This is a genomic window from Streptococcus handemini (assembly GCF_040984445.1).
Taxonomy (GTDB): Bacteria; Bacillota; Bacilli; order Lactobacillales; family Streptococcaceae; genus Streptococcus; species Streptococcus handemini.
On record NZ_JBFRYH010000007.1, the window covers coordinates 20,851 to 47,403 of the forward strand.

General features: G+C 38.2%; 21 protein-coding genes and 4 pseudogenes. 8 read left to right on the forward strand and 17 right to left on the reverse strand.

Going from position 1 to position 26,553, the window contains the following annotated elements; translation table 11 throughout:
* The 5 genes from ABPH35_RS01930 to ABPH35_RS01950 all read left to right on the forward strand — a co-directional run bounded on the left by ABPH35_RS01930 (position 1) and on the right by ABPH35_RS01950 (position 6,086).
* On the forward strand, positions 1-1,968 hold the full coding sequence (locus tag ABPH35_RS01930; protein WP_368849512.1) for an FtsX-like permease family protein: 1,968 nt from the start codon (positions 1-3) through the stop codon (positions 1,966-1,968).
* Between the two features lie 97 nt (positions 1,969-2,065).
* Positions 2,066-2,731 (forward strand): response regulator transcription factor, encoded by a 666-nt coding sequence (locus tag ABPH35_RS01935; protein ID WP_349988560.1) that lies wholly within the window; start codon positions 2,066-2,068, stop codon positions 2,729-2,731.
* The gene (locus ABPH35_RS01940) at positions 2,728-3,666 is read left to right on the forward strand and encodes a sensor histidine kinase (RefSeq protein WP_349988559.1); all 939 of its coding nucleotides are present in this window, start codon (positions 2,728-2,730) and stop codon (positions 3,664-3,666) included. Before ABPH35_RS01935 ends, ABPH35_RS01940 begins: the two co-directional genes overlap by 4 nt.
* Before the next feature lie 9 nt (positions 3,667-3,675).
* Positions 3,676-4,395, forward strand: a complete 720-nt coding sequence (locus ABPH35_RS01945) for a nitrilase-related carbon-nitrogen hydrolase (RefSeq protein WP_368849513.1) — start codon at positions 3,676-3,678, stop codon at positions 4,393-4,395.
* Positions 4,396-4,574: 179 nt separating this feature from the next.
* Positions 4,575-6,086 (forward strand): phosphomannomutase/phosphoglucomutase, encoded by a 1,512-nt coding sequence (locus ABPH35_RS01950; RefSeq protein WP_368849514.1) that lies wholly within the window; start codon positions 4,575-4,577, stop codon positions 6,084-6,086.
* A gap of 46 nt (positions 6,087-6,132) precedes the next feature.
* Here the strand turns inward: ABPH35_RS01950 and xerS are convergent, their stop codons facing one another.
* The gene (gene xerS, locus ABPH35_RS01955) at positions 6,133-7,203 is read right to left on the reverse strand and encodes a tyrosine recombinase XerS (RefSeq protein WP_368849515.1); all 1,071 of its coding nucleotides are present in this window, start codon (positions 7,201-7,203) and stop codon (positions 6,133-6,135) included.
* A 411-nt stretch (positions 7,204-7,614) separates the two neighbouring features.
* On the opposite strand from xerS, the gene ABPH35_RS01960 reads away from it, so the two are divergent.
* Positions 7,615-8,439 (forward strand): AbaSI family restriction endonuclease, encoded by an 825-nt coding sequence (locus ABPH35_RS01960; protein ID WP_368849516.1) that lies wholly within the window; start codon positions 7,615-7,617, stop codon positions 8,437-8,439.
* Between the two features lie 268 nt (positions 8,440-8,707).
* Here ABPH35_RS01960 and ABPH35_RS01965 read toward each other — a convergent pair whose 3' ends face one another.
* The 4 genes from ABPH35_RS01965 to ABPH35_RS01980 all read right to left on the reverse strand — a co-directional run bounded on the left by ABPH35_RS01965 (position 8,708) and on the right by ABPH35_RS01980 (position 11,814).
* Positions 8,708-9,070 (reverse strand): hypothetical protein, encoded by a 363-nt coding sequence (locus ABPH35_RS01965; protein WP_368849517.1) that lies wholly within the window; start codon positions 9,068-9,070, stop codon positions 8,708-8,710.
* 43 nt (positions 9,071-9,113) lie between these two features.
* On the reverse strand, positions 9,114-10,679 hold the full coding sequence (gene ffh / locus ABPH35_RS01970; protein ID WP_368849518.1) for a signal recognition particle protein: 1,566 nt from the start codon (positions 10,677-10,679) through the stop codon (positions 9,114-9,116).
* An 11-nt stretch (positions 10,680-10,690) separates the two neighbouring features.
* Positions 10,691-11,023 (reverse strand): putative DNA-binding protein, encoded by a 333-nt coding sequence (locus ABPH35_RS01975; RefSeq protein WP_368849519.1) that lies wholly within the window; start codon positions 11,021-11,023, stop codon positions 10,691-10,693.
* 92 nt (positions 11,024-11,115) lie between these two features.
* On the reverse strand, positions 11,116-11,814 hold the full coding sequence (locus tag ABPH35_RS01980) for a UTRA domain-containing protein (protein WP_368849520.1): 699 nt from the start codon (positions 11,812-11,814) through the stop codon (positions 11,116-11,118).
* Between the two features lie 130 nt (positions 11,815-11,944).
* Between ABPH35_RS01980 and guaA the strand changes: the two genes are divergently transcribed.
* Positions 11,945-13,492 carry a glutamine-hydrolyzing GMP synthase gene (gene guaA, locus ABPH35_RS01985; RefSeq protein ID WP_368849521.1) on the forward strand — a complete coding sequence of 516 codons (1,548 nt, stop codon included), beginning with the start codon at positions 11,945-11,947 and terminating at the stop codon, positions 13,490-13,492.
* A gap of 166 nt (positions 13,493-13,658) precedes the next feature.
* Here guaA and ABPH35_RS01990 read toward each other — a convergent pair whose 3' ends face one another.
* The 6 genes and pseudogenes from ABPH35_RS01990 to ABPH35_RS02015 all read right to left on the reverse strand — a co-directional run bounded on the left by ABPH35_RS01990 (position 13,659) and on the right by ABPH35_RS02015 (position 16,556).
* Complete coding sequence (locus ABPH35_RS01990) at positions 13,659-13,841, reverse strand: LPXTG cell wall anchor domain-containing protein (RefSeq protein ID WP_368849522.1); 183 nt, start codon at positions 13,839-13,841, stop codon at positions 13,659-13,661.
* A gap of 169 nt (positions 13,842-14,010) precedes the next feature.
* Positions 14,011-14,226: pseudogene (locus ABPH35_RS01995) on the reverse strand (PTS lactose transporter subunit IIBC); the annotation flags it as partial.
* A 239-nt stretch (positions 14,227-14,465) separates the two neighbouring features.
* Positions 14,466-14,803: pseudogene (locus tag ABPH35_RS02000) on the reverse strand (IS66 family transposase); the annotation flags it as partial.
* Positions 14,790-14,978 (reverse strand): hypothetical protein, encoded by a 189-nt coding sequence (locus ABPH35_RS02005; protein WP_349988874.1) that lies wholly within the window; start codon positions 14,976-14,978, stop codon positions 14,790-14,792. The gene ABPH35_RS02005 and the pseudogene ABPH35_RS02000, both read right to left, overlap by 14 nt.
* Positions 14,979-15,249: 271 nt before the next feature.
* Positions 15,250-15,681: a C-glycoside deglycosidase beta subunit domain-containing protein gene (locus ABPH35_RS02010; protein ID WP_349988873.1), complete on the reverse strand. Its 432-nt coding sequence runs from the start codon at positions 15,679-15,681 to the stop codon at positions 15,250-15,252.
* 11 nt (positions 15,682-15,692) lie between these two features.
* Complete coding sequence (locus tag ABPH35_RS02015; protein ID WP_349988872.1) at positions 15,693-16,556, reverse strand: sugar phosphate isomerase/epimerase family protein; 864 nt, start codon at positions 16,554-16,556, stop codon at positions 15,693-15,695.
* A 252-nt stretch (positions 16,557-16,808) separates the two neighbouring features.
* Between ABPH35_RS02015 and ABPH35_RS02020 the strand changes: the two are divergent.
* Positions 16,809-17,362: pseudogene (locus ABPH35_RS02020) on the forward strand (IS110 family transposase); the annotation flags it as partial.
* A 185-nt stretch (positions 17,363-17,547) separates the two neighbouring features.
* On the opposite strand, the gene ABPH35_RS02025 reads toward ABPH35_RS02020, so the two are convergent.
* From ABPH35_RS02025 to ABPH35_RS02050, 6 genes and pseudogenes are all read right to left on the reverse strand, one after another.
* Entirely contained in the window at positions 17,548-20,076 is a 2,529-nt protein-coding gene (locus ABPH35_RS02025; RefSeq protein ID WP_368849523.1) for a hypothetical protein, read from the reverse strand.
* A 67-nt stretch (positions 20,077-20,143) separates the two neighbouring features.
* Positions 20,144-21,532, reverse strand: a complete 1,389-nt coding sequence (locus ABPH35_RS02030; protein WP_349988870.1) for a PTS transporter subunit EIIC — start codon at positions 21,530-21,532, stop codon at positions 20,144-20,146.
* 16 nt (positions 21,533-21,548) lie between these two features.
* Positions 21,549-22,190, reverse strand: a complete 642-nt coding sequence (locus tag ABPH35_RS02035; RefSeq protein ID WP_349988869.1) for a histidine phosphatase family protein — start codon at positions 22,188-22,190, stop codon at positions 21,549-21,551.
* A 139-nt stretch (positions 22,191-22,329) separates the two neighbouring features.
* The gene (locus ABPH35_RS02040) at positions 22,330-24,750 is read right to left on the reverse strand and encodes a GH39 family glycosyl hydrolase (RefSeq protein ID WP_349988868.1); all 2,421 of its coding nucleotides are present in this window, start codon (positions 24,748-24,750) and stop codon (positions 22,330-22,332) included.
* A gap of 32 nt (positions 24,751-24,782) precedes the next feature.
* Positions 24,783-26,438 (reverse strand): helix-turn-helix domain-containing protein, encoded by a 1,656-nt coding sequence (locus tag ABPH35_RS02045; RefSeq protein WP_368849524.1) that lies wholly within the window; start codon positions 26,436-26,438, stop codon positions 24,783-24,785.
* A 15-nt stretch (positions 26,439-26,453) separates the two neighbouring features.
* Positions 26,454-26,553: pseudogene (locus tag ABPH35_RS02050) on the reverse strand (IS30 family transposase); the annotation flags it as partial.

A 26,553-nucleotide genomic window follows, 5' to 3' on the forward strand; every position in this document is an offset into this window, starting at 1 on the left:
ATGTTCTATCTCAAATTAGCTTATGGGAATATTCGGAAATCCTTTCAAACTTTTGCGCCTTTTATCTTAGCAACGTTAGTCCTTTTTGTTCTGAATTGTTCCATCATCCTCTTGATGCTCAGCCCTGTGGCAAAAACAATGGGAACAGGAGCGGTGACGCTTGGTTTAGGAAGTGGAGTCCTGACGATTTTTTCCATCATCATGGAAATCTATAGCTTCAATTTCTTAATGAAGCAACGAGGTAGAGAATTTGGTCTTTACAATATGCTCGGCATGAACAAGAAAAAGCTAGCCTTGGTTGCAACGCTTGAATTGCTGATGATTCTTATTCTAGTCATTGTTCTAGGAAGTGTCTTGAGCGCTGTATTTGCCAACCTCATGTACTTGATCTTTGTGAATCTGATTCATGGAACCAATCTGCATTTTGATATCTCTTTCCTAGCTATTTTCCTCAATAGCCTCATTTTTGCAGGAATATTTTTCCTTTTGGAACTCTTAACTATTTATAAAGTACAGTTCACCTCTCCTCTTATCTTGTTCAAAAGTAAGGAAGAAGGTGAAAAAGAGCCTAAAGGAAATCTGTTTCTTGCCATTTTGGCTCTCATTTGTCTCGGTGTAGGGTATTATCTATCCCTTTCATCAAATCAAATCACGCCGATTGTTGTTTTATACCGATTCTTTATTGCTGTTTTATTTGTCATTGCTGGAACCTATCTCTTTTATATCAGCTTTATCACCTGGTATTTAAAGCGTCGCCGTAAGCAGAAAAAGTATTTCTATACTCCTGAACATTTCATCTCAACATCTCAGATGATTTTCCGTATGAAGCAGCATGCAACAGGTCTTGCGAATATCACCCTGCTTGCCATTATGGCCTTTGTGACCATTGCAACAACGACTTCGCTTTATACCAACATGACAAGGACTATGAATGTGCGCTTCCCAAAAGACAGTAACCTGACCTATCCCGTTCATAGTCGGCAAGAAGGCGAAGACGTATTTCAAAAAACGGTGCTGGATACCTACCCAGAAAAAGCGAATGATAGCGTCAGCTATCTGAGTTTTCCTGAAACAATTTCCTATGACGGTAGTAAAAAACTTACTTTCAACAAAGAAGAACTGTCCCATCCTTCTATTGCTGGTTTTACCGCCTTGTCTATTATGACACAAGAAGATGTTCGAAAATTGGGCAATACGATTCCAGAATTAACGGACGATCAAGTCATCTTTTACCGCCCAAATCAGAGGACTCATCTTGAAACAGTTGTTCTTGGAGAAAAGACCTTTGAAGTTGTACAAGGTGGGCAGAAGATTCAAGTTCCTGATCTGATAACTACCTATAACCCTGCTTTACTCATTGTCAGCAATGATCAAGTGCTCCAAGAGTTTGTCCAACTCTTTAAAGAAAGTCGGAGCGAAGTCGAGCATCTTATCAACTATCAAGTCCAAACTAATCTTAGCAAGGATGAATACCAAGCACTAGTCGGAGCAAATGATGGAGATTTCATAGCAGAAGACAATAGTAGAAGGCTGGGAGTTGCTATCCAAAAAGAATACTTCCAAAATGAAATACTAGGTTTTTTCGGAGGCTTCCTCTTTACAGGCTTTTTGCTTGGCATCAGCTTCTTATTAGGAGCTGCATTGATTATCTACTATAAACAGTATTCTGAAGGGCATGAAGATAAGAAAGCTTACAAAATTCTTCAAGAGGTGGGAATGAGCCAAACAGCTATTAAAAAGACCATCAATTCTCAGGTTTTACTCGTCTTCTTTATGCCTCTTGGCATGGCCATCCTCCACTTTATCGTATCTCTTGTCATGTTGAAACAAATGCTACTCATGTTTGGCGTAACTTCGCATACCATGATTTATACTGTCAGTGGCATCACCATTGCTATAATTTGCTTACTTTATTACATCATTTACAAATGGACAAGCAGAGCTTACTACCGCATTATTGAAAGATAGGCCTTGTTCATTAACAACTGGATATTAGGTGTATTCTGTATAGAATAGATTACATAAAAAGTGGCTTTGTCGGTCACTTTTTTGATACAATAAGACTATGAACAAAAACAAAATTTATATCGTAGAAGATGATGAAACGATTGTGCAACTATTGATGAGCCATCTGAGTCAACAATATCAGGTTAAACGTGTCCATAATTTTCGGGCAGTGAGCCAAGAAGTAGCAGAATGGCAGCCCGATGTGGTTCTTATGGACATCAGTCTGCCATATTTTAATGGCTTTTATTGGACGACAGAAATTCGCAAGACTATGACCATGCCGATCATTTTTATTTCCAGTAGTGATGATGAAATGAATGCTGTTATGGCTATGAATATGGGAGGGGATGATTTTATCGCAAAACCTTTTTCCCTCCCTCTTTTGGATGCTAAAATTGCTGCCTTTTTGCGCCGTATCCAACAGTTCACACAAGTCAATCACCTTGTCTTAGAGGACTACCAATTGAGCATGGATGGGCGTTTCAGTTATAAAGATAAGCACATCCAACTCTCGCCGACAGAGACCAAAATTCTCAGTACCCTTATGCAGCAGCAAGGTCAGGTCGTAACCAAAGAAAAGCTACTGGAACAACTATGGGAAAACGAGGAATTTATTGATCAAAATACCTTGAATGTCAATATGACACGTTTACGTAAAAAAGTTAGCGAACTGGGATTTGATCGCATTCATACCATTCGTGGAGTGGGGTACATTGTTCAATGATTATAAAATTTCTAAAAGAATATGCTGGCTGGTACCTGGTCTATTTGATGATCGGAATGAGCTTGTTGGGAATGTTTCTCCTCTATCAACTTCCTTTTGATTTTCTCTTACAAAGTCTCTTTTTTACCAGTATCCTCCTTGCAATCTGGACGGTTTGGCTCTTTTTTCATTTTAAACGAAAACAAGAAATCATTGAAAACTTTACGAGAGAAATAAAAGGCACAGTGCTCAATTTGCCGTCTGATTTGGCTTATTTGGCTTTGTTAGAACGTGAGAAAGAAGCCAGTAATGCTCTCATCCTTGCCTACAAATCTCGCGAAAATGAGTGGCAGTCCTTGGTTAAAATGTGGTCCCACCAGATGAAAGTTCCATTGGCTGCCCTCTCTCTGATGAGCCAGACAAATCAACTCTCTCAAACTGAGGTCAATCACCAATTATTGCGACTTGACAATTACATGGCCAATCTCCTCAATTACATGAAGTTGTCCAATCAGACCAGTGATTTTCGTTTTGAGATGATTGAGGTTCGAGAGCTGATTGTCGACTTGGTCAAAAAATACCGCAGTCAATTTTTACAGAAGGATTTAAGTCTTGAGATCAGTGGATCATGGCAGCTAAAAACAGACCGTAAGTGGCTAGCGTTTGCCCTGTCCCAAGTGATTGACAATGCTATTAAGTATAGTCAAAATCAGAAGACGATTATGATTCACTTGGAAAATGGAGTCACAATTATCGATCAGGGGATTGGCATTTTACCTGAGGATCTTCCCCGCTTATTTGACGAAGGATTTACCGGCTACAATGGACGTGAACATCAGAAAGCCAGTGGATTTGGTCTTTACTTGACTAAACGAGTGCTCACCCAGTTAGCCTTGTCCATTGATATTAGCAGTCAAATTGACCAGGGAACTCAGGTCAGTATTTGGAAGAAGTAGGAGAAGCAGATGAAGTTAGCCCTTGTTTCTGGTCTTATGGCCAGTCATGCAGTTGAAATACAACTGGAAAGAATTGAACAGTATTGTGAAGAAGCTGCAGACTGCGATATCATCGTTTTTGGAGAAGCCTATCTCCAAGGATTTGACAGACTCACATGGTCTTATGATAGAGATAAAAAACGGGCAGTTGAACAGAACTCCCCTGTAATCAACAGGATACAATCCATTGCTCAAATCTATCAGCTAGCTATTTCAATTGGTTTTTTTGAAAAAAATGATGAAAAATTCTTCAGTAGTCAATTATATATCGGAGCAACTGGCGATATTCTATCTAACTATCGACGGATTTCGCAAGGCTGGAAAGATAAAAATGCAGGCAAACAGTATCAAGAAGGAGAGGACTTTGAAGTCTTTGACTATCAAGGCAGGCGCCTTGTAACAGCTATCTGTGGTGATTTATGGCACGACAATCTATTGAATCGTCTGACTACCTTAGAATATGACATCTGCCTTTGGCCCGTTTACATCGATTATACACCTGAAGAATGGCAGACTGCACAGCATGAATACGCAGAGCAGACAAAAAGGATCTCTAAGCCTATCTACCTTGTTAATTCCTATTCAACAGACAAACAAGAGGCTTACGGTGGAGTCTATCTCTTTGAAAAAGGACAGATTACTCCTATTCTACCAATAGGAAGCCACGGAATTGTGAAAATAGAACATTAATAATATTTACATAATTTTGATTACGTAAATAATTTATTCCTTTATCTTTCTGTTCCACTATGAAATGCAATAAATTTTCAAAGTTGCTAGAAATGGTAAAAATCTCTGTATGGATTCTAAACAAAGACTTGAAAACGGTTTAAAAGATGATATACTAGGAATACATAAAGGAGGAAGTTATGTCACATCATGTTTTGCAAAACGGGTCTGATATTCGTGGAATTGCGATTGCAACAGACGAATTAGCCGTTAACCTCACACCTGAAGCTGTCACAAAAATCGTACATGGCTTAGTTCGTTGGCTATGTCAAGACGAGACCCTTCAGAAGATCTATCAAGAAGGACAGTTAACCATTGGGATTGGTTGCGATAGCCGTCTCAGCGGTCCTAGTCTGGTTGAAGCCTTTACAGCAGAAGCGGTGCGGTTAGGAGTTCAAGTCATTGATTTTGGTCTAGCTACCACTCCAGCACTCTTTATGAGTACGCAATATGAGGAATTTTCCTGTCACGCTGGCGTTATGGTAACAGCTAGTCACTTGCCGTATTATTTCAATGGAATTAAAATTTTTAGCCAAAAAGGCGGTGCAGAACATGAAGATATTGCTTTTATTCTAGAAAATGAAGAAGTATTGCCCGCTCAGGAAAATGGTGCCGTACGGACAGCTGATTTGTTGACACCGTATGCATCCGATTTGGTTGATAAAATTCGCCAAGCTAACCAAGGTCAAAAAACACCGCTTGACGGCTTGCATATCATTGTTGATGCAGGGAATGGGGCAGGTGGCTTCTTTGCAGACAAGATCCTTCAGGTCTTGGGTGCTGATATAACTGGCTCACAATTCCTAGACCCAGACGGCACCTTTCCAAACCATATTCCAAACCCAGATAATAAGGAAGCCATGGCTAGTATTCAGGCTGCTGTATTGAAACATGAGGCGGATTTGGGGATTATCTTTGATACCGATGTCGACCGTGCTGCCTTGGTGACTAAATCAGGCGAGATTTTAAATCGGAATAATCTCATTGCCATTCTTGCTCAAATCATTCTACAAGAACACCCTGGAACGAGCATTGTGACCAATTCCCCAACTTCTGAGCATTTAAAACGCTTCATTGAAGAGCTAGGTGGTAAACAGATTCGCTATATTTCAGGCTATCGTAATGTCATCAATAAGGCTATTGAGATCAATCAAGCAGGCATCGATTGCCAGTTAGCTATTGAAACATCTGGCCACGCTGCCTTTAAGGAAAATTACTTCCTTGATGATGGTACCTATGCCGCAGCAAAAATCCTCATGCTCTTACCACGTCTACAAGCAGAAGAAACTAGCTTAGATGATTTAATTGCCCAATTGAAACAGCCAGTCGAAACGCAAGAAGTTCGCTTTAAGCTAGAAGCAGAAGACTACCGATCGCTTGGTCAACAGGTGATTGCAGACTTACAAGCTCAAACGATTGAAGGCTTCCAATTTAATCCTGAAAATGAAGAAGGAGTACGCTTTGATGTCACAGCACCATACGGAGACGGCTGGTTCTTATTAAGAATGAGTCTTCACGAACCTTTATTGGTTCTCCAAGTAGAAAATGATTATTCAGGTTACATTGTTCCAATCCTCAAGCGTTTATCTGCCTTTTTAACAATCTATCCTCAGGTAAATCAAGCAAAGATGAAAGAAATTATCGGTCAATAACAAAAAGATTTACATAACTAATATTATGTAAATCTTTTTAATGTTTTTATAGTTTATCTAGAGCATTTTTCTGTTCATCATTGACAATATGGGTATAGAGGTCTGTAACCTGAGTATTTGCATGACCTAATTGATGGCTGACGAGCACTTGAGATTTTGACGCATCATAGAGACGGGTGGCTAGTGTATGGCGAAGCTTGTGTGGTGTCACTCGAATCTTGAAATCAGCAGAGTATTTGGCGACCATTTTTTCGATACTTGAGGCATCCAAACGATTAGGCAGACCACGGTATTCAGATAAAAAGAAGGCAATATCTGTCTTTTCGGCCTTATAGCGTTGCTGACGAATGGCTAGATAATTCTCCAAGTAGGGTTTGGCAAAGCTTGCCACATTGACCGAGTCCCGTTTGCCTCCTTTTCGAGTCACCTCAATCATCATCATCTTTACATTGACATCAGACAGATTAAGATTGACTGCCTCTGACAGCCGCACTCCTGAAGCTAGCAGTAGGGCTAGAATAGCTAAATCTCGTTCTTTGTTTTTCTGGAACGATGAGAGCGCACGCTTGGATAGTTTGACGGGATATTGGATATCAACATACTCTAAAAACTCCATGGTTTCGTCTCCTAAAAAGAGTTTTTGCTTGATATTTTCAGCTCTGGCAGCAAGAGTCTCTTTTTTCTTCTTAGTAGAAACCTTTTTCATGACATTGCGGTAAAAATAGGGCTCACCTTGCTCATTTTCGACCTCTTCAGTCAAATATTTATAAAGGCTCGAAAGAGCAGACAAGGTGCGGTTTATCGTCGTCTGCGATACCCCATTCTGAGTCGTATTAGCATTCAGCAAAGGTCTTTCACGTAAATACAAGATAAAGGCCTCCATGTCTTTCTTTGTCAAATGTTCCAGAGTATCCAAGGAAATTTCTGAAATACTTGCTACAGATACCAAGTCAGCATCTAGCAACCATTCAAAAAATCGTCGGTATTCTTTCAAATATTCATACAAGGTCGTAAAACTATAGGGGACAGCTAGCTTTGATTGGTAGTAGTCTAAGACGTACCACGGCATGATCTCCTTTAATTGTTCAATTTTTTCTAGTAGCAATTCACGGCGCATAAGGATTCTCCAAATTTTCTTCTTATCAAGAGTATAACACACTAATAGATATATTTCAAGAAAATTATAGTTTTTCGGAAAGATGTGGCTAAGAAAGAAAATTATACGAACTGAAAATTTTTTTGCTAAAAACTATTTTCCAGAAATTCAAACCGTGATATAATGCTATCAACATAGATTCATAAAAAAGACTTTTGTTGTATGCACAAAAACATAGTAGTTAATATTTCAACTGGTACGAGAAGTCCGAATGAAAGGAGTAAATTGAACAATGACTTGAAAACTAAGATACGTTCATAATCATTCTAGCCCTACCGAACAGTTTGAACTAGTTGTTTGTAAAGTTTTAACGCACAAAGTGGCTGGACTACTATTTTTAAAAAAATATTACAGAAAAAAAGGTGTAAAATCATGAACCAACTAGAAAAACAAGCACTACTTTTCAAGAAAATTGCACACAAACAGTTTGAGTATTACGTTATTTCTCGTATCATTCATCGGTTAAATGATCCTGAAATTGAATGGACGACTCAACAATTAGTCCGACGCAAGGATGGTCGCAAGTATCTAATTGACTTATACTTCCCTCAATTCAAGCTAGCTGTTGAAGTCGATGAACTCCATCATTTGAACCAGCAAGAGGCTGATAAATGGCGTCAACTCGAAATCAAGCACCTAACTACAGCCGATTTTCGTAGAATCGATTGCAGCAAGGGTTTTGATGGTGTGAACCAACAGGTCGAAGAACTTATTTCTGAACTACAAACGTTGAAGTCTAGCCCTAATTTCACCCCATACACCTTCGGTCAAGAGTTCAAGGTTGAGCCAGCTATTGACAAAGGCACTATTTCAATCAATGACGAATTCAAATTCCGACTCCATACGGATGTTTTAAAAGCTTTTGGACGTGACCTAAAAGCTCATTTCAAAGCGACTTATAAATTAGCTGATAACGTGGAACTTTGGTTCCCGAAACTTTATCAAAATAAGGATTGGGTCAATGCACTAAACGATACTGAAGATGAAATTCTGTCTTATCGCACGAAAGGCGATTCTATTCAAGCACCCATTGCCTCAGAACGTAAATTTGTCACTTTTGTGCATAAAACCGATGCACTTGGTGACACCTACTACAGTTTCAAAGGTATTTTCCATGTTGCCGAACAGACAGATACACAATTGATATTCAAGCGTCTTGGCACCGAAGTAAACTTAACAGACTACCAACCGAAATAATCGTCAACCATTCTTACAAAAGCCGTTGTTTATGTAGCGGCTTTTCCTCATATCCTTTCAGATTTTGACGTAGTAATTTTCCTCACTAATTCTCAGGACATCAAGAATGTAATGTTCCAAGTCAGAAAACAAAACAAGTACATTTTTCAGGAATGTACTTGTTTTTCTATCTCAAGTATATCAAGGGTATAAGTACTCTTTGGTATAACGTACTTAAATTTTTAGTTTTATCTATCCCAGAGTTACTATTCTCTATGATGAATTGTTTTCATCGCACTCTTTGTATTTTACGAATATCTTGCAGACCTATAGATTGTACTCTTGCAATTTCATGACGTTTCCAATCTGGTTTTTTGGTATAGCGATATATTTCAGCCGTGAAGGTAAATGTTAAACCGAAAGGATTTGGATAACGGTTATGAAGCTCATTCCAAACACCCTTACTTACTTGAATATGGACGTGATTCCGAAACAGTCGATTTTCCCATTTAATATTTCTGAAAATTAAGACTCTATGGTACGCTTTACGATAATGTGGGCTTCTTATTTTTTTATAATCAGCTAAAACTGCGGTAAAAGGGAGACGTTGTCCAACAAATTTATAAAAAATATCATTCTCTAAAATTTCCATAGGTTCATCTCTTTCAATTAAACAAAAGATGGATTATCATGTTCTATTTCCGTTTTTTCTTGGCTTTCTTCATTTTGTTGGCCATACGCTTCATGGATTGCTTCATGGCAAATTCACCGATTTTACCTTTTAAGCCTCCACCAAACATCTGGCTCATATCTGGCATACCAGCACCCCCTAAAGCTGACAAATCAGGCATCCCCCCCTGTCCCATCATGCCTTCAAGGGCTGACATGTCCATGTTGTTTGGCAGATTTTTCGGAAGATTGTTGGGGTTGATGCCCATTTGCTTCATCATCTTGTTCATATCACCAGACATGACACCTTGCATCATAGCCTTGGCTTGGTTAAAGTCCTTGATGAATTTGTTGACATCGACAAAGCTATTTCCAGAACCGTTGGCAATACGACGGCGACGGCTTGGTGTGAGTAAGTCAGGATTTTCCCGCTCAGCTGGTGTCATAGATGATACAATCGCCCGTTTACGAGCAATTTCGCGCTCATCGACCTTGAGATTAGCAAGGGCAGGATTTCCTGCCATTCCTGGAATCATCTTGAGCAAGTCTTCCATTGGCCCCATGTTTTGGACTTGGTCCAATTGAGCGATAAAATCGTTGAAATCAAAGGTATTTTCTCGCATTTTTTCAGCGAGTTCAAGCGATTTTTTCTCATCGTATTCCTGAGAAGCCTTCTCAATCAGAGTCAGCAAATCTCCCATGCCTAAAATACGGCTGGACATACGGTCTGGGTGGAAGGTTTCAATATCGGTAATCTTCTCACCAGTACCTGTGAACTTGATTGGTTTTCCTGTAATATGACGGACAGATAGTGCCGCACCACCACGAGTATCCCCGTCAATTTTGGTTAAGATAACCCCCGTCACCTCAAGCTGGTCATTAAACTCACGAGCAACGTTAGCCGCTTCTTGACCAATCATAGCATCGACCACGAGCAAGATTTCATTTGGTTGGGCAAGAGCCTTGACATCACGCAATTCGTTCATCAATACTTCATCGATTTGCAGACGACCCGCCGTATCAATCAAGACGTAATCATTATTGTTTTGAGCAGCAACTGTAAGACCTTGCTTGACAATCTCAACTGCTGGTACACCTGTTCCCAATTCAAATACAGGCACATCAATCTGTTGCCCCAAGGTTTTCAACTGATCAATAGCTGCTGGCCGATAGATATCCGCTGCAATCAGCAAAGGACGGGCATTTTCTTCTTTTTTGAGCTTGTTGGTTAGTTTTCCAGCAAAGGTTGTTTTACCAGCCCCTTGTAGACCGACCATCATGATAATGGTTGGGATTTTTGGTGATTTGATAATTTCAGCTGTGTCAGAGCCTAAAATCGCTGTCAATTCCTCATCAACAATTTTGATGATTTGTTGTGCAGGATTGAGCGTTTCAATCACCTCATGACCAACTGCGCGCTCGCGAACTTTCTTAATAAAATCTTTTACGACTGGTAAAGCAACGTCCGCTTCAAGTAGGGCGAGGCGGATTTCCTTAGTTGCTTCTTGGACATCACTCTCGCTGATTTTCCCCTTGCGACGTAGGTTTTTAAAGACGTTCTGTAAACGTTCGGTTAAGCTTTCAAAAGCCATGGTATTCTCCTTTATTCTCTATTATCAATACTGCTCAAAATGGCGATTTGTTCTTGCAAAAATTCATCTGCTGGATAGCGTTCTAAGATTTGATCAAAGATTTGGCTGCGAACAATGTAATCCGAATACATATGCAACTTTTTCTCATAATCTTCTAAAATCTTTTCTGTCCGCTTGATATTGTCATAGACCGCCTGACGGCTGACCTGAAATTCTTCCGCAATCTCAGCTAAGCTATAGTCATCAGCATAGTAGAGCTCGATATAATTCATCTGTTTATCAGTCAATAGTGCCGCATAAAATTCAAACAAGGCATTCATCCGATTTGTTTTTTCAATTTCCATACCTTTTATTATACCAAATTTTTCCCCTAGGATAAAGCCCGGCTCTCTCGTTTTAAACATTAAAAATGTTTACATAATTAAAGTTATGTAAACTAATTATTTTCTAAGTAAAACTCAAACCGTTCTCCAACATACTGGCTATTCACATATTCAAAAGGTTGTCCGTCCTCCAAATACGATACTTGACGTAGCGCTAAAATAGCTTGATTTTTCGTAATTTGTAGGTGTTTAGCAACCTTTTCGTTGGCCAAACGAGCATAGATTGTTTGGTGGCTTTTTCCGATACGATATCCGTTTTCAGTCAAGGTTTTAAAAAAATGATTGGTGACATCACTCTTTTTCACATTGTGAATCAGCCGTTCTGGAATACTGGCCACCTCGTAGACCACCGGGATATTGTCTGCAAAACGCACACGTTCCATCCGCACGACATACTCCCCTGCCTGTAAATTTAATTGGCTTACTTCTTTATCGTTGGGCTTTGTTCGGATATAGGACAACAATTGACTGGACGGAGTTTTACCCTGAAGCTGAATAATATCCGTAAAAGACATGGTTCCCCGCATTTTTTCTTGGACACGGGTACTGGCTACATAAGTTCCTGATCCGACTTTTCTTTGTAAAATGCCTTCTTCGACTAAGAGCGTAATCCCTTGGCGCAAGGTCATTCGTGACACTCCGAATTCATCTGCCAAGTCTCGTTCACTTGGCAAGCGTTCTCCAATTTTCCAGACTCCACGATCAATTTCCTCTTTTAATTTATCATGAATGGCAATATAAGCGGCTTTCATAATCACTCCTCTTTGTTTCTAACTCTATTGTACCAAATTTCTATCTTTTTAACCATTCTTACTGCAAATTGTTCGTTTTTATGTTAAAATAAGAAACATCATGTGATAATGTAATGTGAAAGGAAATAAGATGACAAGCAAAGATGTAGAGAAAATTATTGTTCTGGACTACGGTAGCCAATATAACCAGCTAATTTCGCGCCGTATTCGTGAGATTGGCGTATTTTCAGAGCTAAAAAGCCACAAGATTTCAGCAGCTGAAGTTAAGGAAATCAATCCAATTGGAATTGTTCTCTCAGGAGGGCCAAATTCTGTGTATGAAGAGGGCTCCTTTGATATTGACCCCAAAATTTTTGAATTAGGCATTCCGATTTTAGGCATTTGTTACGGTATGCAGCTGATTACCCACAAACTCGGAGGTAAGGTAGTACCGGCTGGAGATGCTGGAAATCGTGAATACGGTCAGTCAAAACTTACCCATACTCCTTCTCCTCTCTTTGAAGGGACTCCAGATGAGCAATTGGTCTTGATGAGCCATGGCGATGCGGTTACCGAGATTCCTGATAACTTTGTCCGTACAGGCACTTCTGCTGACTGCCCTTATGCAGCCATTGAACATCCTGATAAGAAGATTTACGGGATTCAATTCCATCCAGAAGTTCGTCATTCTATCTATGGAAATGATATTTTACGGAACTTTGCGCTAAATATTTGCGGAGCAAAAGGCGACTGGTCAATGGATAATTTCATTGATATGCAGATTGCACAAATTCGTGAAACGGTTGGAGACAAAAAAGTTCTTCTTGGACTTTCTGGTGGAGTTGATTCATCCGTTGTTGGGGTTCTTCTGCAAAAAGCAATCGGTGACCAGTTAATCTGTATTTTCGTTGATCATGGGCTTCTCCGAAAGGGCGAAGCGGACCAAGTCATGGAGATGCTAGGGGGCAAATTCGGTCTTAATATTGTCAAGGCAGATGCTGCCAAACGCTTCCTTGATAAATTGGCAGGTGTATCTGATCCTGAGCAAAAACGCAAAATTATCGGCAATGAATTTGTCTATGTCTTTGACGACGAAGCAAGCAAGCTGACTGATGTTGCATTTCTTGCTCAAGGAACGCTCTATACGGATGTCATCGAATCTGGAACAGATACTGCTCAAACCATTAAATCCCACCACAACGTAGGTGGATTGCCAGAAGATATGCAGTTCAAGCTGATTGAACCGCTCAACACCCTTTACAAGGACGAAGTTCGTGCCCTAGGAACAGAGCTTGGCATGCCTGATGAAGTCGTATGGCGCCAGCCATTCCCAGGACCAGGACTGGCTATCCGTGTCATGGGTGAAATTACCGAAGAAAAACTTGAAACCGTTCGTGAATCTGATGCCATTCTCCGTGAAGAAATCGCAAAAGCTGGACTTGACCGTGACATCTGGCAATACTTTACAGTGAACACTGGTGTACGTTCTGTTGGGGTTATGGGAGATGGACGGACTTATGACTATACGATTGCCATTCGAGCAATCACTTCTATCGACGGTATGACTGCAGACTTCGCCAAAATTCCATGGGAAGTCCTCCAAAAAATCTCTGTTCGTATCGTTAACGAAGTTGACCACGTCAACCGCATCGTCTACGATATCACCAGCAAACCACCAGCAACTGTTGAGTGGGAATAGAACATAAACATTACTTGAAGTGAAATAGTTGATTTAACAACATTTACAGATACGATAAAAAGCGAAAAAATCACACATTCTGTTTGATTCCCCACCAAAAGCCCCACCAGAGATAAAATCTGATGGGGCTTTTAATATAGAAAATTTTATTTAATTTTTGTTTTTCTTATTTAGTTTTTCTTTTCATAGTAACCAGTCCTAGACTTGATACAACAGCTCCAAGAGCCATTAGGGCGATATTTTCTCTTACTCCTGTCTCTGGCAGCTTCCTATATCTTTCTTTACGAGAATAAGACTGAGTCTGTACTTCACTTCCTACCTCACGTCCCATTTCTACAGGAGCTGGCATAGGTTTAGGAGTTTCTACTGGAGAGAGAATTCCCTTGCTGTTGTTATCAGCGTTTTCTCCCTCTTCCCTTCATCAAGGTGGACAGATCTAATGTTGGCAGGTTGTCACGAGAGGCTGTCGGTCCACCGAAAATAAAATCTTGCGGTAATTGTTTCGTCATACTTCACTTCTAATTTTCTAACCGTTGCTGAACAAAAGCCAGTGCTCCCTTACCGTCGCGGGTTAATTTGATGTACTCTGCACCTTCTGTCTTCGCTAGGCGAATCTGAAGAGCATCAGTTTCTTGTTTCATATCTGTATAGTTTGAAGCTACTTGAGGCGCAAGGATGACGAGGTCATATTCTGGAAAAATCTCACGGTGAGCCCCGTAACTGCCTGCTGAAGCTGTTCATTCCTAAACTATCAACAAAGAATTTGAAAATCCAGACATTGGCAATCGGCGCAAAGATAAGTAGAGCCGCGATTTCGCTATCCCTTCCTCTCCCCGCTACCTCACGATAGTCAGGCTTGGGAGTCACTATTTGGTTCACCAGTAGGGGTGCCCACGGAGGACTTGCACCTCTGATGTACGACATGCCCGTCGTACTTGAAAAAGTTCCAAAGTCTTGCTTGACTCTGGAACTTTTACTTACAGTTTTCTTGTATATTTTCAGCCCATGGTAAATAAGCCTCTAGTACCTCTCTGTTTGCGAGGGTTTCCTCATTATTAGGCAGATGCTCTGGAAGATAGGTCGGTCATATATTTCTCTGAATTAATGCCGTGTCGCTTGGCTGTTTCCAAGAGACTCAGAATGATAACTGTTGACTTGGCTCCCTCAAAACTTTGGCTAAATAACCAATTTTTACACCCCATAACCAAGGTCTTTATAGCCCTCTCTGCCATATTTTTGGACAAGACTAGATTACCGGTCCGAGAGAATTGTTCGGAAGGTGGTCTCGTAGGTGAGGCTATACTCCAAGGCAAACAGCTAGTCGCAATACCTTATCCAAAATAGTTTCTAGTGTTTCTTGGTGAGGAGCCTGAAACAAGCTTAGTTCAAGTTGTCCAATCCGCAGTTTCAGCACCAGCTCATTTTTGTTTTTCTTATCTAAACGATGAGATGGGGAAGTTTTCAAAGGAACGATAGATTGGGTCATCAGGGTAGCCTCCAGTTTTACTTTTTACTAACAGTATACTACGGAAAAGTAAATGACAAAAAAACATGAGGTGAATCCCCATGTTTAGTAAAACAACCAATTTATTATATGCTTATACCTTTTCCTGTGTCATAGTATAGAATCTAGTCTCAACCCATTAATTAGTTGGAATATGCCATTTAATAGATAACTATGAGTAACTATTTAACATAGTCCTAGCCAGATTGGTCGCAACAATGTGAATCCAACTCAGCTTTCTAACTCTTAATGTCTATACAATAATCATATTCTCTCGTGTATAGGTACCACCATTGAAACTTCTATCTTCACCTTCTTCGTCAAACTGATCTAAAAACGGTGGCATATAGGAACAACTTGCCGCAAAGCGGACAGATACATCATGGAAACCTTGGCTTAAGCCTCCCTCTTGATAGATTTTTAAGGTAGCAACATCTGTCACTCTCCAAAAATCCTTAGAAGCCTGAGATAATTCTTCTATCGTATACTCTTTTCCATTAATTTCCCAAATGACCTCTTCTTTAGCATAGGTCACTCCGTCCACAATGACTTTCCCTGGCCGTAACTGGCTGAGCCAAACACCTCGATAGTAGTCTGATCGGACACAGATTTGGAAACCAACTACCTCACCGTGTTTGATGATATTATGAAAACCGCGATATTGAATAACTTGTGATTCTAGCATACTTTTCCTCCTTAATGTCCCAAGATTCGTTTCATCATAACATGATGTTTTCGTAATTCTTGTGAAACATAGCCTTCAAGCTCTTTATTAACTCCTTCGTATTCGCTGAGCAAATACCCTTCCCAGTCGTGCTCTTTTAAGAGGTTAAGAATTTCTGGATAAGGAATAGTTAGTTCGTTGAAATCATCATCCATCTTATTGAATTTAGCATGAATACATTTGATATAGGGCAAAAGTGGAATGATTTCTTCTGGAAGAGAATGTTTGCAATCAGGATTGAAAACCAGTACACCAGGTACATCAAAACGATTTTGGAAAACACTAAGGTCAACATTCAATCCGAAGTGCTTAGTTCCAGTTTCTTTGATAAAGTCAACATAGTCTTGAACAAACTGATCTGCTAAAACAGTTGTCAGGTGAATTTCTGGACACATGATAACATTGTATTTTTCTGCATCTGCCAAAACACTCTTGACGATTTCACGCCAGTTTTCGACGGGTGCTAATTCACCATTGATAACTCCCATCTTTGTCCGAAGAATTTTAAATCCTAGCTTATGGGCAATTTTGAAATCATTAATCAACATTTCTCGTGCTTCTTCCATAGAAATATCACGATTTTTATAGAGACGTGTGTCAATCCAATGTCCATATTCTACTGGCTCAATCTGGTATTGTTTACAGAGTCTTTGCCATTTTTCTAAATAATCATCGCTCAATTTGGGATATGAATCAATATGAGAATTGGCTAAAATTTCAATACCAGTTGCTCCCATATCGTACATATCCTTGAAGCAATCCTCCAAATTCATTGTTTTTCCGTACTCACCTGAATAGCTATACAATGCTACTCCGCGTTTTACTTTGCTTGACATAGACTATCTCCTTATATTATATTTAGTGCAGTTAGCTACTGCCAGAGCCCAAGTGTTACACTTGGAATAAGCCACTGTGGATTAGTTTGTTTTCCAATCGCTTGACGACTCTTGAAAGGCTCTAACCACAGCTTTTTGTTTCAATTAGTAATGAGTTTGATAACGCAGTGACGTTTTATCTCGTGTAAGGGAACAAGGCAAAAAGTTCGTGGATTACCAAGTGTGCTTGAATATCATAAGGGAGGTGTACATATGCTTTACGTTGGCATTAATGTCGCTAAAAACAAACACGATGTAGCTGTCTTGGATGACCAAGGTAAACTCCTTCTCAAACCGGTCACTTTTTCAAATAGTAAAACTGGATTTGAACTCTTGCCCAATATTCTAAATCAGTTTAAACCAGATTATCTCATCGCACTTGAAGATACGGGACACTATGCCTTTAATCTCTTAGACTTCCTTTTAAGGAATTTGCCAAATCCGTATCTCTTCGTAAAACTAAAACAGATAAGAAGGATGCTCGTACCATTGCTCTTAAGCTACTTTCAGACCCTAATCATGAACAATTTCGTTATGATAACAGTCAAGAAGAACTGAAAATTCTGATAAGACATATTCACTGTCTCAAGAAGAAACAAACTGATTGGAAAGTCCAGTACACACGCTGTCTGGATATTATTTTCTCTGAATTAGATAAGTTCATTGGAATGCATTCTGACTACGCCTATGAGCTTCTTTTACTCTATCCCAGCCTTCAGAAAATGCTAGAAGCTGGATTGGAACAGCTACTAACCATCAAACGACTATGATTTCACACGAAACTATTGACTTTTCTTAGAACCTATATTCATAAGCGAAGTAATTCTAATCGGGAGCTTATTTTGTCAATAGAGTTAGAAAAACTCTTGATACATTTTATTTCATTTACTCTTTAGTTTTTACCTTTCCTCCAGAAATCAGAGTAAGATTGCACCAATAGTAATTACACTTTTTAGTTACTTTGAACCACTCTCACTTGTCCAACTATTCCTATTGGCTCCATCGGCTCAAATTGATTGATGAATAACTTCTCATTAGCTAGTTGTCTGTCTGCTGTTGTTGGAACTATGATTTCCAATTCATTATGTCCTTCTTTCAAGTAAGCATCTAGCTGGACTTGATATGGTGGGGCAATTAAAGTAGCAACTTCGTGATTATTTAATTTTATGATAGCTCCATCAAAAACTCTATCTATAATCAGTTGGTACGACTGTTTAGCATCTAATACAATTTGATTTCTATAGAAAATTGTTCCACTAAAGGTTGGATAGTGCTGTCCTAAATGGGGTAGTTTTTTAGTCGATTGAAGAGTAATTTTTTCACCTTTAGTATTGACTAATTCAATTTCCCAAAGTTTAGAAAAACTCTCAAATAATTGAATGGATAGTGCTTTTTCATCTAAAGCTTGGGATTCTTCAATGTATTGATAAATACCAAATTGATAAGGAAATAAAGTTTGCACAGTCGAAACACCAGATAGTTTACCAGTATCAATATCGAGTTGCTGATATCCAGTAGGTAGCTCAACCGTGTAAGAATCTGTTAACGATTCGTTATGCAAAATCAGATAAGCTTCACCATTTTTGATTTGCTGTCGAGCAGCCAATTTCATTCGTATTGAATCAGCTTGTATCAACCTGTAAGTAAGTAATTCTTGAGCTAGATTATCCAAATCTAGACAAATATAGTCCGTCATTTTTACAGGCATATCGCCTCTTTCTAATACTACTATCTCTGGTATTTCATTAATAAAAATCACTTTGTCTTTCGGTAAAGTTTGGATAAAATCATAAACAATATAAGGTAAGCGATCTGTTTGGGGAATAATTAATTTTTCAAACTGATGCTGTTGGAGTTGGAATCCTGTTCTATTGACCTGAACCTTTTTGAGCCAATTACTTGGTAAATAAAGGAAATCAATTTGAGCTTGAGATAAAATCATGGACGGTTCCTGTATTTTCATATAATCGCCAATCCACTCCAACTCACCGTGATAGAGAATCGCTATTTTAGCTGTAGAACGACCTCCTGAAATGATATCCGAAGCCTTTCCCATATATTCCATTAACTTGCTGAAAAGAGAAAATTGTGGATTAAAACCGTTAGCATAAAAATGCGGAGGAGAATCAAAATCTGGAAAGGAAGCCATTGAAAAGGCATGGGGAACAAAATTAGTCACACCGCGAACTAAAAGGGCATCCAAAATCCATTTCATGTTTCTGCTGCTGAGTTGCCAGCCATAGGCTCCGTAAAGCTCGCAAAAGGCTTGAAATTGTTTTACAGGATCCAGCTGAGCAGACGAATCTGCCAATTTAGGTAGACAGTAATGATAAAATTGCCCATCATTTTGAGAGGAATTAGTTCGCCATGTTTCATCACCACCGATAGTAATCTGGCTACTGATAATATCTATCCCTGCCATAGTTTGGCCTTCCATAGCCTTAAAATAGTGACCAGCACCAGTACCTAATCTAGAGTGCATATTATTGTCCTCAATGATATGACCAATATATTCGATGCCGCGTTCACGACACCAATTTCCTATTTGTTGGCTGAAATTTTGGCTGTATAAATCAGTAATAAGATTCATATAGTTGAGACGGATACTTCTGGATAAGTGATTTTCCTTGCTAGTAGCCCATAGGAAGGGCAAACTCATTCTGTCATGAGCTAATATCTCAGCAATTTCCTGACTCCAAGGTAAAGCCATAGCCTTTTTCCCGATGATTTCATCCTTACTAAACCCAGTCGCATTGCCAAAACCAGGTTCATCTGAAAAGAAGCCACGGAAAACATTTCCAAAACACTCTTTAAAATATGCAAAATGTGGTTGGTAAACAGTATCAATCAATAATCGAACTGAGTCTTTTTGTAGCATATCGATATAATCAGCCTGTCCACCATTTTCATACGTGCTATAAATTACATAGACTCTCCATGTTCCGGCTGGTAGGAGGCAGTCGAAAAACTGTTGACTTTTATAAATACTTAAATCAATCCCATCCTCTGAAACTATATTATTTTCTAATAACGGATAAGCAATAATTGCTTGAATCTCATTATCCTCTAAAGATTGATAGTAACACTCTGAACGCTTTCTATCTGACCACTTTCTTTTTGGTTTACGAAGTAGTTCGAGATTAAGAGTAAGCTCAAAACCTTCACTATATAAGTCAATTGCACTATAATACAGATATTGTTTACGGAGATAAGGAGAATGTTTCATGGCGCCATTGGCATAGCCTGTCGGAAAATGAGCATCATCCAATAACCAAACCTTCATATCTAACTCTTTGGCATAATCTAAAATCTCCTTGAAATCGCTCCACCACTGCTCTTCTAAAAATTGGGGATGAGTACGTGATTCCACAACAAATTCATCAATGTTGGATTCCTTAATCCGTCTGATTTCTTCCTTAATTCGGTTTATTGGTTCTCCCTTTACCCATAGAAATGGGAAAATATGTGATTGATGATTCATATAATTCTCCTAGATAAAAAAGCTTGCTCTGCTAACTATGTAGAGGCAAGCTTATTAGTATACTGAATTATTTGCCAGCAATTTTTGATTCAAACTCTTTATCGTTCCAACCCGAGAAAAGATAAGTCAGAATAAAAGCTGATATAAAAGCAATAACTAGTGTTGCAATACCCCAAAAAACATTTTGACCTAGATTCTCACCTCCGAAATAGGCAAAGACATTAAAGACCCCACTCAACCCTGGAGCAAAAATTTTTACTCCCATCAGTCCAGCGATTGCTCCTGAAATTGCCGTACCCATAGAGGCAAAAACAAAGGTTTTCTTAGAGGGAATAGCAATACCATACATAGCTGGTTCGGTTACACCAAGTAGAGCCGTAACTCCCGTAGAAATTCCGAGCGATTTGATTTCTGCATTTTTAGATTTTAAAGCAACTGCAAATACTGCTCCTGCCATCCCCAAAGCTGCGGGGGCTAACATACCGTAAATTGGGTCGTAACCATACTGAATGGTATAGTTGATAAGAATTGGTACAACTCCCCAAGCAAGACCAAATAGAATAATAACTGACCATAATCCACCAAAAATAATACCAGTCAAGATTGGACTAAAATTGAAAATCCATTCTAATCCGGTTGATAACCAACCTGAAAAAATAGTTACCAATGGACCTACCACTAATAAAACGATTGGTACTGCAACCAAGATAGTGAAGAACGGAACGAACACCATTTGCAAGACATGTGGCAACTGCTTTCTGAAGAATCTTTCAAGAACAGACACTAGCCAGGCTGCAAAAATTGCCGGCAAAACTGTATTTGCGTAATCAAGAAATGTCAATGGAAGACCAAAGAAATTCCCTGCTACTTTTTCACTAGCTGCAGTTAGTAATGTAGGATATACCAAAACAGAACCAACTAAAGCAGATAGATAAGGTGTCGCTCCAAATTTCTTACCTGCTGTAAATCCAATGAATATTGGGAAAAAATAGAAAATAGCATTAGCTGCAGCGTAGAGTACAATATATGTGCTCGAATCATTGGTCAATAACTTTATTTGTACCAATACAGATAGCAAGCCTTTAATAGTACCTCCAGCAGCAATCAAACCAATTAATGGCACAAATGTTCCAACAATGATTCCCACAAGCTTATCAAATAGTTTTTCATCAGCTTCTGATTCCTTGACATCCAACTGAGCTTGCGCTTTTAAGTTGGTTGCTTGGATGAACTCTGGATATAAATTACCAACTTCAGTACCAATAATAATCTGGTACTCCTTACCCTGTTTATTGAGACCTACAACACCTTTTACTGCCTTGACTTTATCATCGTCGACTATTTCATAGTCTTTAAACTGTAGTCGTAAACGCGTAAAACAGTGTGTTGCACTGATGACATTAGCTTTGCCACCAACACCCTCCAAAATACCATCAATGAGTGCTTGATACTTCATTATTCTTCCTCCATTTTTAGATAGAATTGTTATTGTACGAAAGTAATGTTCGCCCCTCAAGTGTTAACTCTAATATAGTAATACCAGCATTGACAAGCTCCTCAGCTAAATCTATAGTCGGATCTATTAGATAGGCGATATTGCGAATGACATTTCCATGAGTCACTAGAACAATATGATCGTCGGAACCGTATTGTTCCTCAAGCTGTTTCAAACCATCTTGAATTCGAGAAATAAATGCCTGGTAATCCTCCGCATCTCCTGTAGAATCAACCTCATGGAAGTAATCCATAACTTCAGCTATGCTCGAAGATTGATAAAAATCTATTACTGATGTAAAACCAGCTGATTTAGCAACTGTTGACCATGTTTCATTACCAAAACTACCCTCAAATGAACCAAAAAAGGTTTCTCGAAAGGCCTTCATTTGCCTCACTTTATCTGTCAAATTAAGGATAGAGCCAATTATTCTTCCGGTTTCAATAGTCCGTCCCAAATCGGTAGTAATCATATGGCTAATAGGGTATTCTTTCAATCGCTGACCACATTGCTTAGCCATTTCAATACCTTTTTCTGTTAGCGGACTATCAGACCATCCTTGCATCCGCTTATACTTATTTAGATAAGTTTCCCCATGTCTAATTAAATAAAGTTTCATACTTTCTCCTTTACTTATCTTTGATTATATGATACCGCTTCCATATTTTGAAAACTAGCAAAAAAAACGCATCATTTTGATACGTTTTTCAACTAATTTATTGTTAAATGAAATAAGATTAAATTATAATCATATTATTTTAATATAATTCGATTTCAAAAAAGACCATTTCATGTGGTTGTAAATCTATCTGTAGGTTTAATACACCATCTTCAGCTAGTATAATTTGATGATTGAGCTTTGGAATACAACGATGTTTCATATAGTCTATTTCTTCTAAACGATAATGAGTAAATGGGCTAAACTGATTTGCTTCTCCCAAGATAGCACCAGAATCAATTCCCATCAATCTTCTTTTGAGATGATAATTCCTACCTTCATTTATACCTCTTATATGAACAGATAATTTTAGATTTCCATCCTGCTCAAACATTTCATTTGCATTATTTTTATCAAACATTTTCTCGTCAACATAGTAATATTGGCTATTTAAATGAGCGTAATGATAGGACAACAGTTGAAGTCGAGAACCTTTTTTTGTAACAACAATGCCATCTGCTTGGTAAAGTAAATCTGTACCTAGTAAACTTAAAAATTCAAAAGCATAGAAAGCTGGTTTCGGTATACCACTTTTAGTAACCAAGCCTGAACCACCAAAAATTTCATCTTCAGAGATATCTATCGAAACACTAGGGAAATCAGACAATTGCCAGTAGCCCAACATATCCACTTCAGATATAATTGGTAAAGTATTTTTTAAAATATAAGGTCCCTTAAAACTCGTATCATTTATAATATCGCGACTGGAAATCGTGACATTAAATTCAGAAATGTAAAGTTCTGGTTGCCATTTTAAATGCTTTAACAATGATTGTACTGTTTGAACCGAACGAATCAAGAAATCTGAATCAGGGGAAATGTAAAAATCTACATGCTGAAGTGCCCTATCTTTTACTGTATCCATTGGAAAGACATAGATACTTAGAAAATCTGGCTGAATCTTTTGCTTGGACCAAGCCGTTACGAAATTCTGCATTTCTTGACCTTCAATATCCATACTAATACCACACCCCCCCACTTTCGCACCAGGAATAACTCCTTTAACTAATTGTTGAACAGCCTGAAATAGTACAAAATAATCCGTATCACAGCAAATGTCAATCTCTTTTTCAGAAGTCGTAAAGAGGGCTAATTCAGCTTGATGAGTAGACTCCAAGACAATCGAATTTGGTTTCCAAACTTCAAATATCCAAGTAGCAGCTCTTTCCCTACCATATCGATTGATTAAATGAGAAAGTAAAGCTTGATAGCGCTCAAGTAACTCATCAAAAGATTGGCTTGGTAATTCTAGAAGCGTTTGTTTAACAACCTGACGATTGGCACCATGTACTACTTTTCCTTTGATTCCCAACTCAAGAAAAGGCTTTAAACCAAGGTCTAAAATAGCCTGAATAACTTCATCTACCTTCGTAAAATCAAACATGCCATCTATTTTAGGCATCAATTTCTGACCAATAATTCCCCATACACGACCATATTTAAAATTAGTATAATTACCAATCGGTTTAATGCTCTTGAAATAGGAACGGTGAAGTAAATCTTCGGCATAGCCTAGGTTAATCAGTAATTTATCATGATGAAAGGGTTGAAACTGCCGAATATCAATCTCAATCGTTGAATGATGCAATTCTTGTAACTCATTTTCAATAACATTCTTAATTTCTTTGTAGTCCTCTCTCATCAGTTCATTCTTATTGTGTTTCAATACAATATTCTGCTTGGTTTCCTGTCGATAGAGACTTGGTGTTAATCCTTGATATTTTTTAAACAAACGATTAAAAGAATTAATATTACTAAAGCCAGCTGAAAAAGCGATATCTGTAATAGCGAGTTCTGATTCCGTTAATAATCGACGCACTTTTTCCAAGCGCCTTTTTATGATATATTCTGAAACCCCAATTCCAACTTCATCTTTGAAAATTTTGGATAAATATTGCTCAGATATGTAAACTCTCTGTGCGAGAGAGGAAAGTGTCAAGTCCTGATCAAAATAGTGATCGATATACTGTTTTATATCCTCAACCCTACTTTTTCCATGCTTTGTTTCAGAAAAAACAATTGGACTAGCATAGTATTTTTCCAAAGTATGTACTAGAGAAAAATACTCTTTATAAATTTGACTTGAGGAAGATGAGGACGGACTAACCTTCAAGAGTAACAGCTGTTTCAACCTTTGTACTACTTCAAAGTCTGTTCGTTTTACTTTATTGACTGAATCCCCTTGAAACAGATAATCTATCTGCTCAGTATCTTTTTGGAAATGCTCAAATGAAAAGCAATAAACTTTTCCTTTCGTTTTTGAAATATCGTATTTTGTTAATCGTGAAATAAGGTAAAAATCATCAGATCCTAGAATAGTTTCAAAATCGTTCCTTTTAATGTTGACACTACCCACCAAAGAATAGATAATCCGAATCTTTGTATCAAAAAATTGTAATTGCTCATTTTTCCTCAGTGGATAGATCTCAATATGACTCCATGGATTCATAAAATTCATCATCTCACCTACTCTTTCTATTCTACAATTCCTTATTAAAAAATTTCTTTTTCAATCTCTACAAATAAGACTTCAAACGGCTTCAAAATCAATTTTTCAATAATTTTATTATCCTTAACTGAAATTTTTTTTTGATAAATCCTAGGACGGTATTGTGTTTCCAAAAAATTAATCATTTTTCGATCTAATTGATCTAATCCTGTAAATTTCCTCTGGACCTCTGGACCACTTCCGTTGTCATTATCAAGTACATAATATGTCAACTTATAAATACCGTTTAAAACATTGGAGATTTCAAACTGTATCAAATCATTTTTAGCATTAAAGATATTTTGTTGATGGTGATAAATATTAATATCTTTATCGCTCGAATAGTAATCATTTACTGGTTGGTACTGAAAAGCCAATAACCTATAGTTCTCATTTCCGTCATATGAAACAAGAAAATTATCTTCTTTTGTCAATATATATGAATAGAGTCGTTCCTGAAAGCTAAGGGCATGTAATGGAGCTTTGAGCAAGCCTGATTTGGTAACTAAACCAGGTGAACCTACAAATTCCCCTTCACTCTTATGCAGGGAATCTAATAAGGTATAACCGCCAATTCCATCAACCATTTCTATAAATGCATTCACAAATGCTAGATGATAAGAAGCTAAATAGATATGATCATTGATTTCATCCTTCTCACCACCAGTCAAACCAAATTGACTCAAAAAAAGAGAAGTCATCGGAAGGTGTGCTCTGAGAAATTCTATGATTCCTGAAACTACGGCACTTATATTACTTAAACTTGAATGGGAAACGATTTGATTGCGACGTGAATAAAGGCTAAAGTGATCAATTTCAGGAAGAACTGTTATACCTACAAAATCAATCGACTGAAGCAAACTTAGCCTGGCAAGTAATGTCTCCTTGCTTTCCTGATACGATACATTACCAATTCCACATTGGCCATCAAGAAAATTCTCCTTGATAAAACTATAAAATCGATTGTATTCATTTGGCCATTCTTCAAGCTCTTGGTCAAATTTAATTTCAAACTGCCAATTTTTAAAATTCATTCTTTTCTCAAGTATCAGTTGTTTGAGAAAAGACATGACTTTATTCACCTCCACTATGTTTCCAAGCTGAATGACCAAACAAGGATGAATATGTCTCTGTAGACACTCAGTAAGCACTGCTAAATAAATCCAACTAGGCTGTTTCGATAAGTCCAGCTCAAACCGCAAAACTGAAATTGTAATAACTTCTAAAATCTTATCCAGTTTCTCTTGTGCTACTGGTCCTAAGAGGTCTGACGGATGAGATATGGACCATATCATTTTTTGCTGATTTGTTATCCAAACTTGATTGCCAATTATATAGTTGAATTCGCTTTTCTGTTGCAATTCAAAAAAATCTTCATCGACTAAGCTGTTTTCTACCTTTTCAGGCTCAGTCCTTTCCCGTCGATGGTTCTCACGCCAAACATGAGGAGATTCTCCATACTTAGACTTAAACAATCTGTTAAAGGAGTTGATATTTTTAAAGCCTGCCTCATAGACTAAAGAATTGATAGACTCTTCCGTACTGACCAAATTCTCTTCAAAAACTTCAAATCTTTTTTCTTGGAGATACTTTCCAAAAGGTAAGCCAAAATGTGAATTAAAAAATCGATTGAGGGTCTGTTTGGATACGACAAATTGCAAGAAAAAGTGCAACCTTTATTCGAACTCATTCAAGAGAGCTTCAACAGCGGTTCTGTAAGCTAAACATTTTCGTGGTCGGTGGTTGATGTCACCTAATGCCTTTCCCAAAGTCTCG

Bases quoted from the DNA above. Each gene is read 5' to 3' on its own strand.
- ABPH35_RS01960 (WP_368849516.1), top strand. From the start codon at position 7,615: ATGAACCAACTAGAAAAACAAGCACTACTTTTCAAGAAAATTGCACAC.
- ABPH35_RS01975 (WP_368849519.1), bottom strand. From the start codon at position 11,023: ATGGAAATTGAAAAAACAAATCGGATGAATGCCTTGTTTGAATTTTAT.
- ABPH35_RS02005 (WP_349988874.1), bottom strand. From the start codon at position 14,978: ATGACCCAATCTATCGTTCCTTTGAAAACTTCCCCATCTCATCGTTTA.
- ABPH35_RS02035 (WP_349988869.1), bottom strand. From the start codon at position 22,190: ATGAAACTTTATTTAATTAGACATGGGGAAACTTATCTAAATAAGTAT.
- xerS (WP_368849515.1), bottom strand. From the start codon at position 7,203: ATGCGCCGTGAATTGCTACTAGAAAAAATTGAACAATTAAAGGAGATC.
- ABPH35_RS02030 (WP_349988870.1), bottom strand. From the start codon at position 21,532: ATGAAGTATCAAGCACTCATTGATGGTATTTTGGAGGGTGTTGGTGGC.
- ABPH35_RS01945 (WP_368849513.1), top strand. From the start codon at position 3,676: ATGAAGTTAGCCCTTGTTTCTGGTCTTATGGCCAGTCATGCAGTTGAA.
- ABPH35_RS02010 (WP_349988873.1), bottom strand. From the start codon at position 15,681: ATGCTAGAATCACAAGTTATTCAATATCGCGGTTTTCATAATATCATC.
- ABPH35_RS01990 (WP_368849522.1), bottom strand. From the start codon at position 13,841: ATGCCAGCTCCTGTAGAAATGGGACGTGAGGTAGGAAGTGAAGTACAG.
- ABPH35_RS01965 (WP_368849517.1), bottom strand. From the start codon at position 9,070: ATGGAAATTTTAGAGAATGATATTTTTTATAAATTTGTTGGACAACGT.
- ABPH35_RS02040 (WP_349988868.1), bottom strand. From the start codon at position 24,750: ATGATGAATTTTATGAATCCATGGAGTCATATTGAGATCTATCCACTG.
- ABPH35_RS01950 (WP_368849514.1), top strand. From the start codon at position 4,575: ATGTCACATCATGTTTTGCAAAACGGGTCTGATATTCGTGGAATTGCG.
- ABPH35_RS01930 (WP_368849512.1), top strand. From the start codon at position 1: ATGTTCTATCTCAAATTAGCTTATGGGAATATTCGGAAATCCTTTCAA.
- guaA (WP_368849521.1), top strand. From the start codon at position 11,945: ATGACAAGCAAAGATGTAGAGAAAATTATTGTTCTGGACTACGGTAGC.
- ABPH35_RS01935 (WP_349988560.1), top strand. From the start codon at position 2,066: ATGAACAAAAACAAAATTTATATCGTAGAAGATGATGAAACGATTGTG.
- ABPH35_RS01940 (WP_349988559.1), top strand. From the start codon at position 2,728: ATGATTATAAAATTTCTAAAAGAATATGCTGGCTGGTACCTGGTCTAT.
- ABPH35_RS02025 (WP_368849523.1), bottom strand. From the start codon at position 20,076: ATGAATCATCAATCACATATTTTCCCATTTCTATGGGTAAAGGGAGAA.
- ffh (WP_368849518.1), bottom strand. From the start codon at position 10,679: ATGGCTTTTGAAAGCTTAACCGAACGTTTACAGAACGTCTTTAAAAAC.
- ABPH35_RS02015 (WP_349988872.1), bottom strand. From the start codon at position 16,556: ATGTCAAGCAAAGTAAAACGCGGAGTAGCATTGTATAGCTATTCAGGT.
- ABPH35_RS01980 (WP_368849520.1), bottom strand. From the start codon at position 11,814: ATGAAAGCCGCTTATATTGCCATTCATGATAAATTAAAAGAGGAAATT.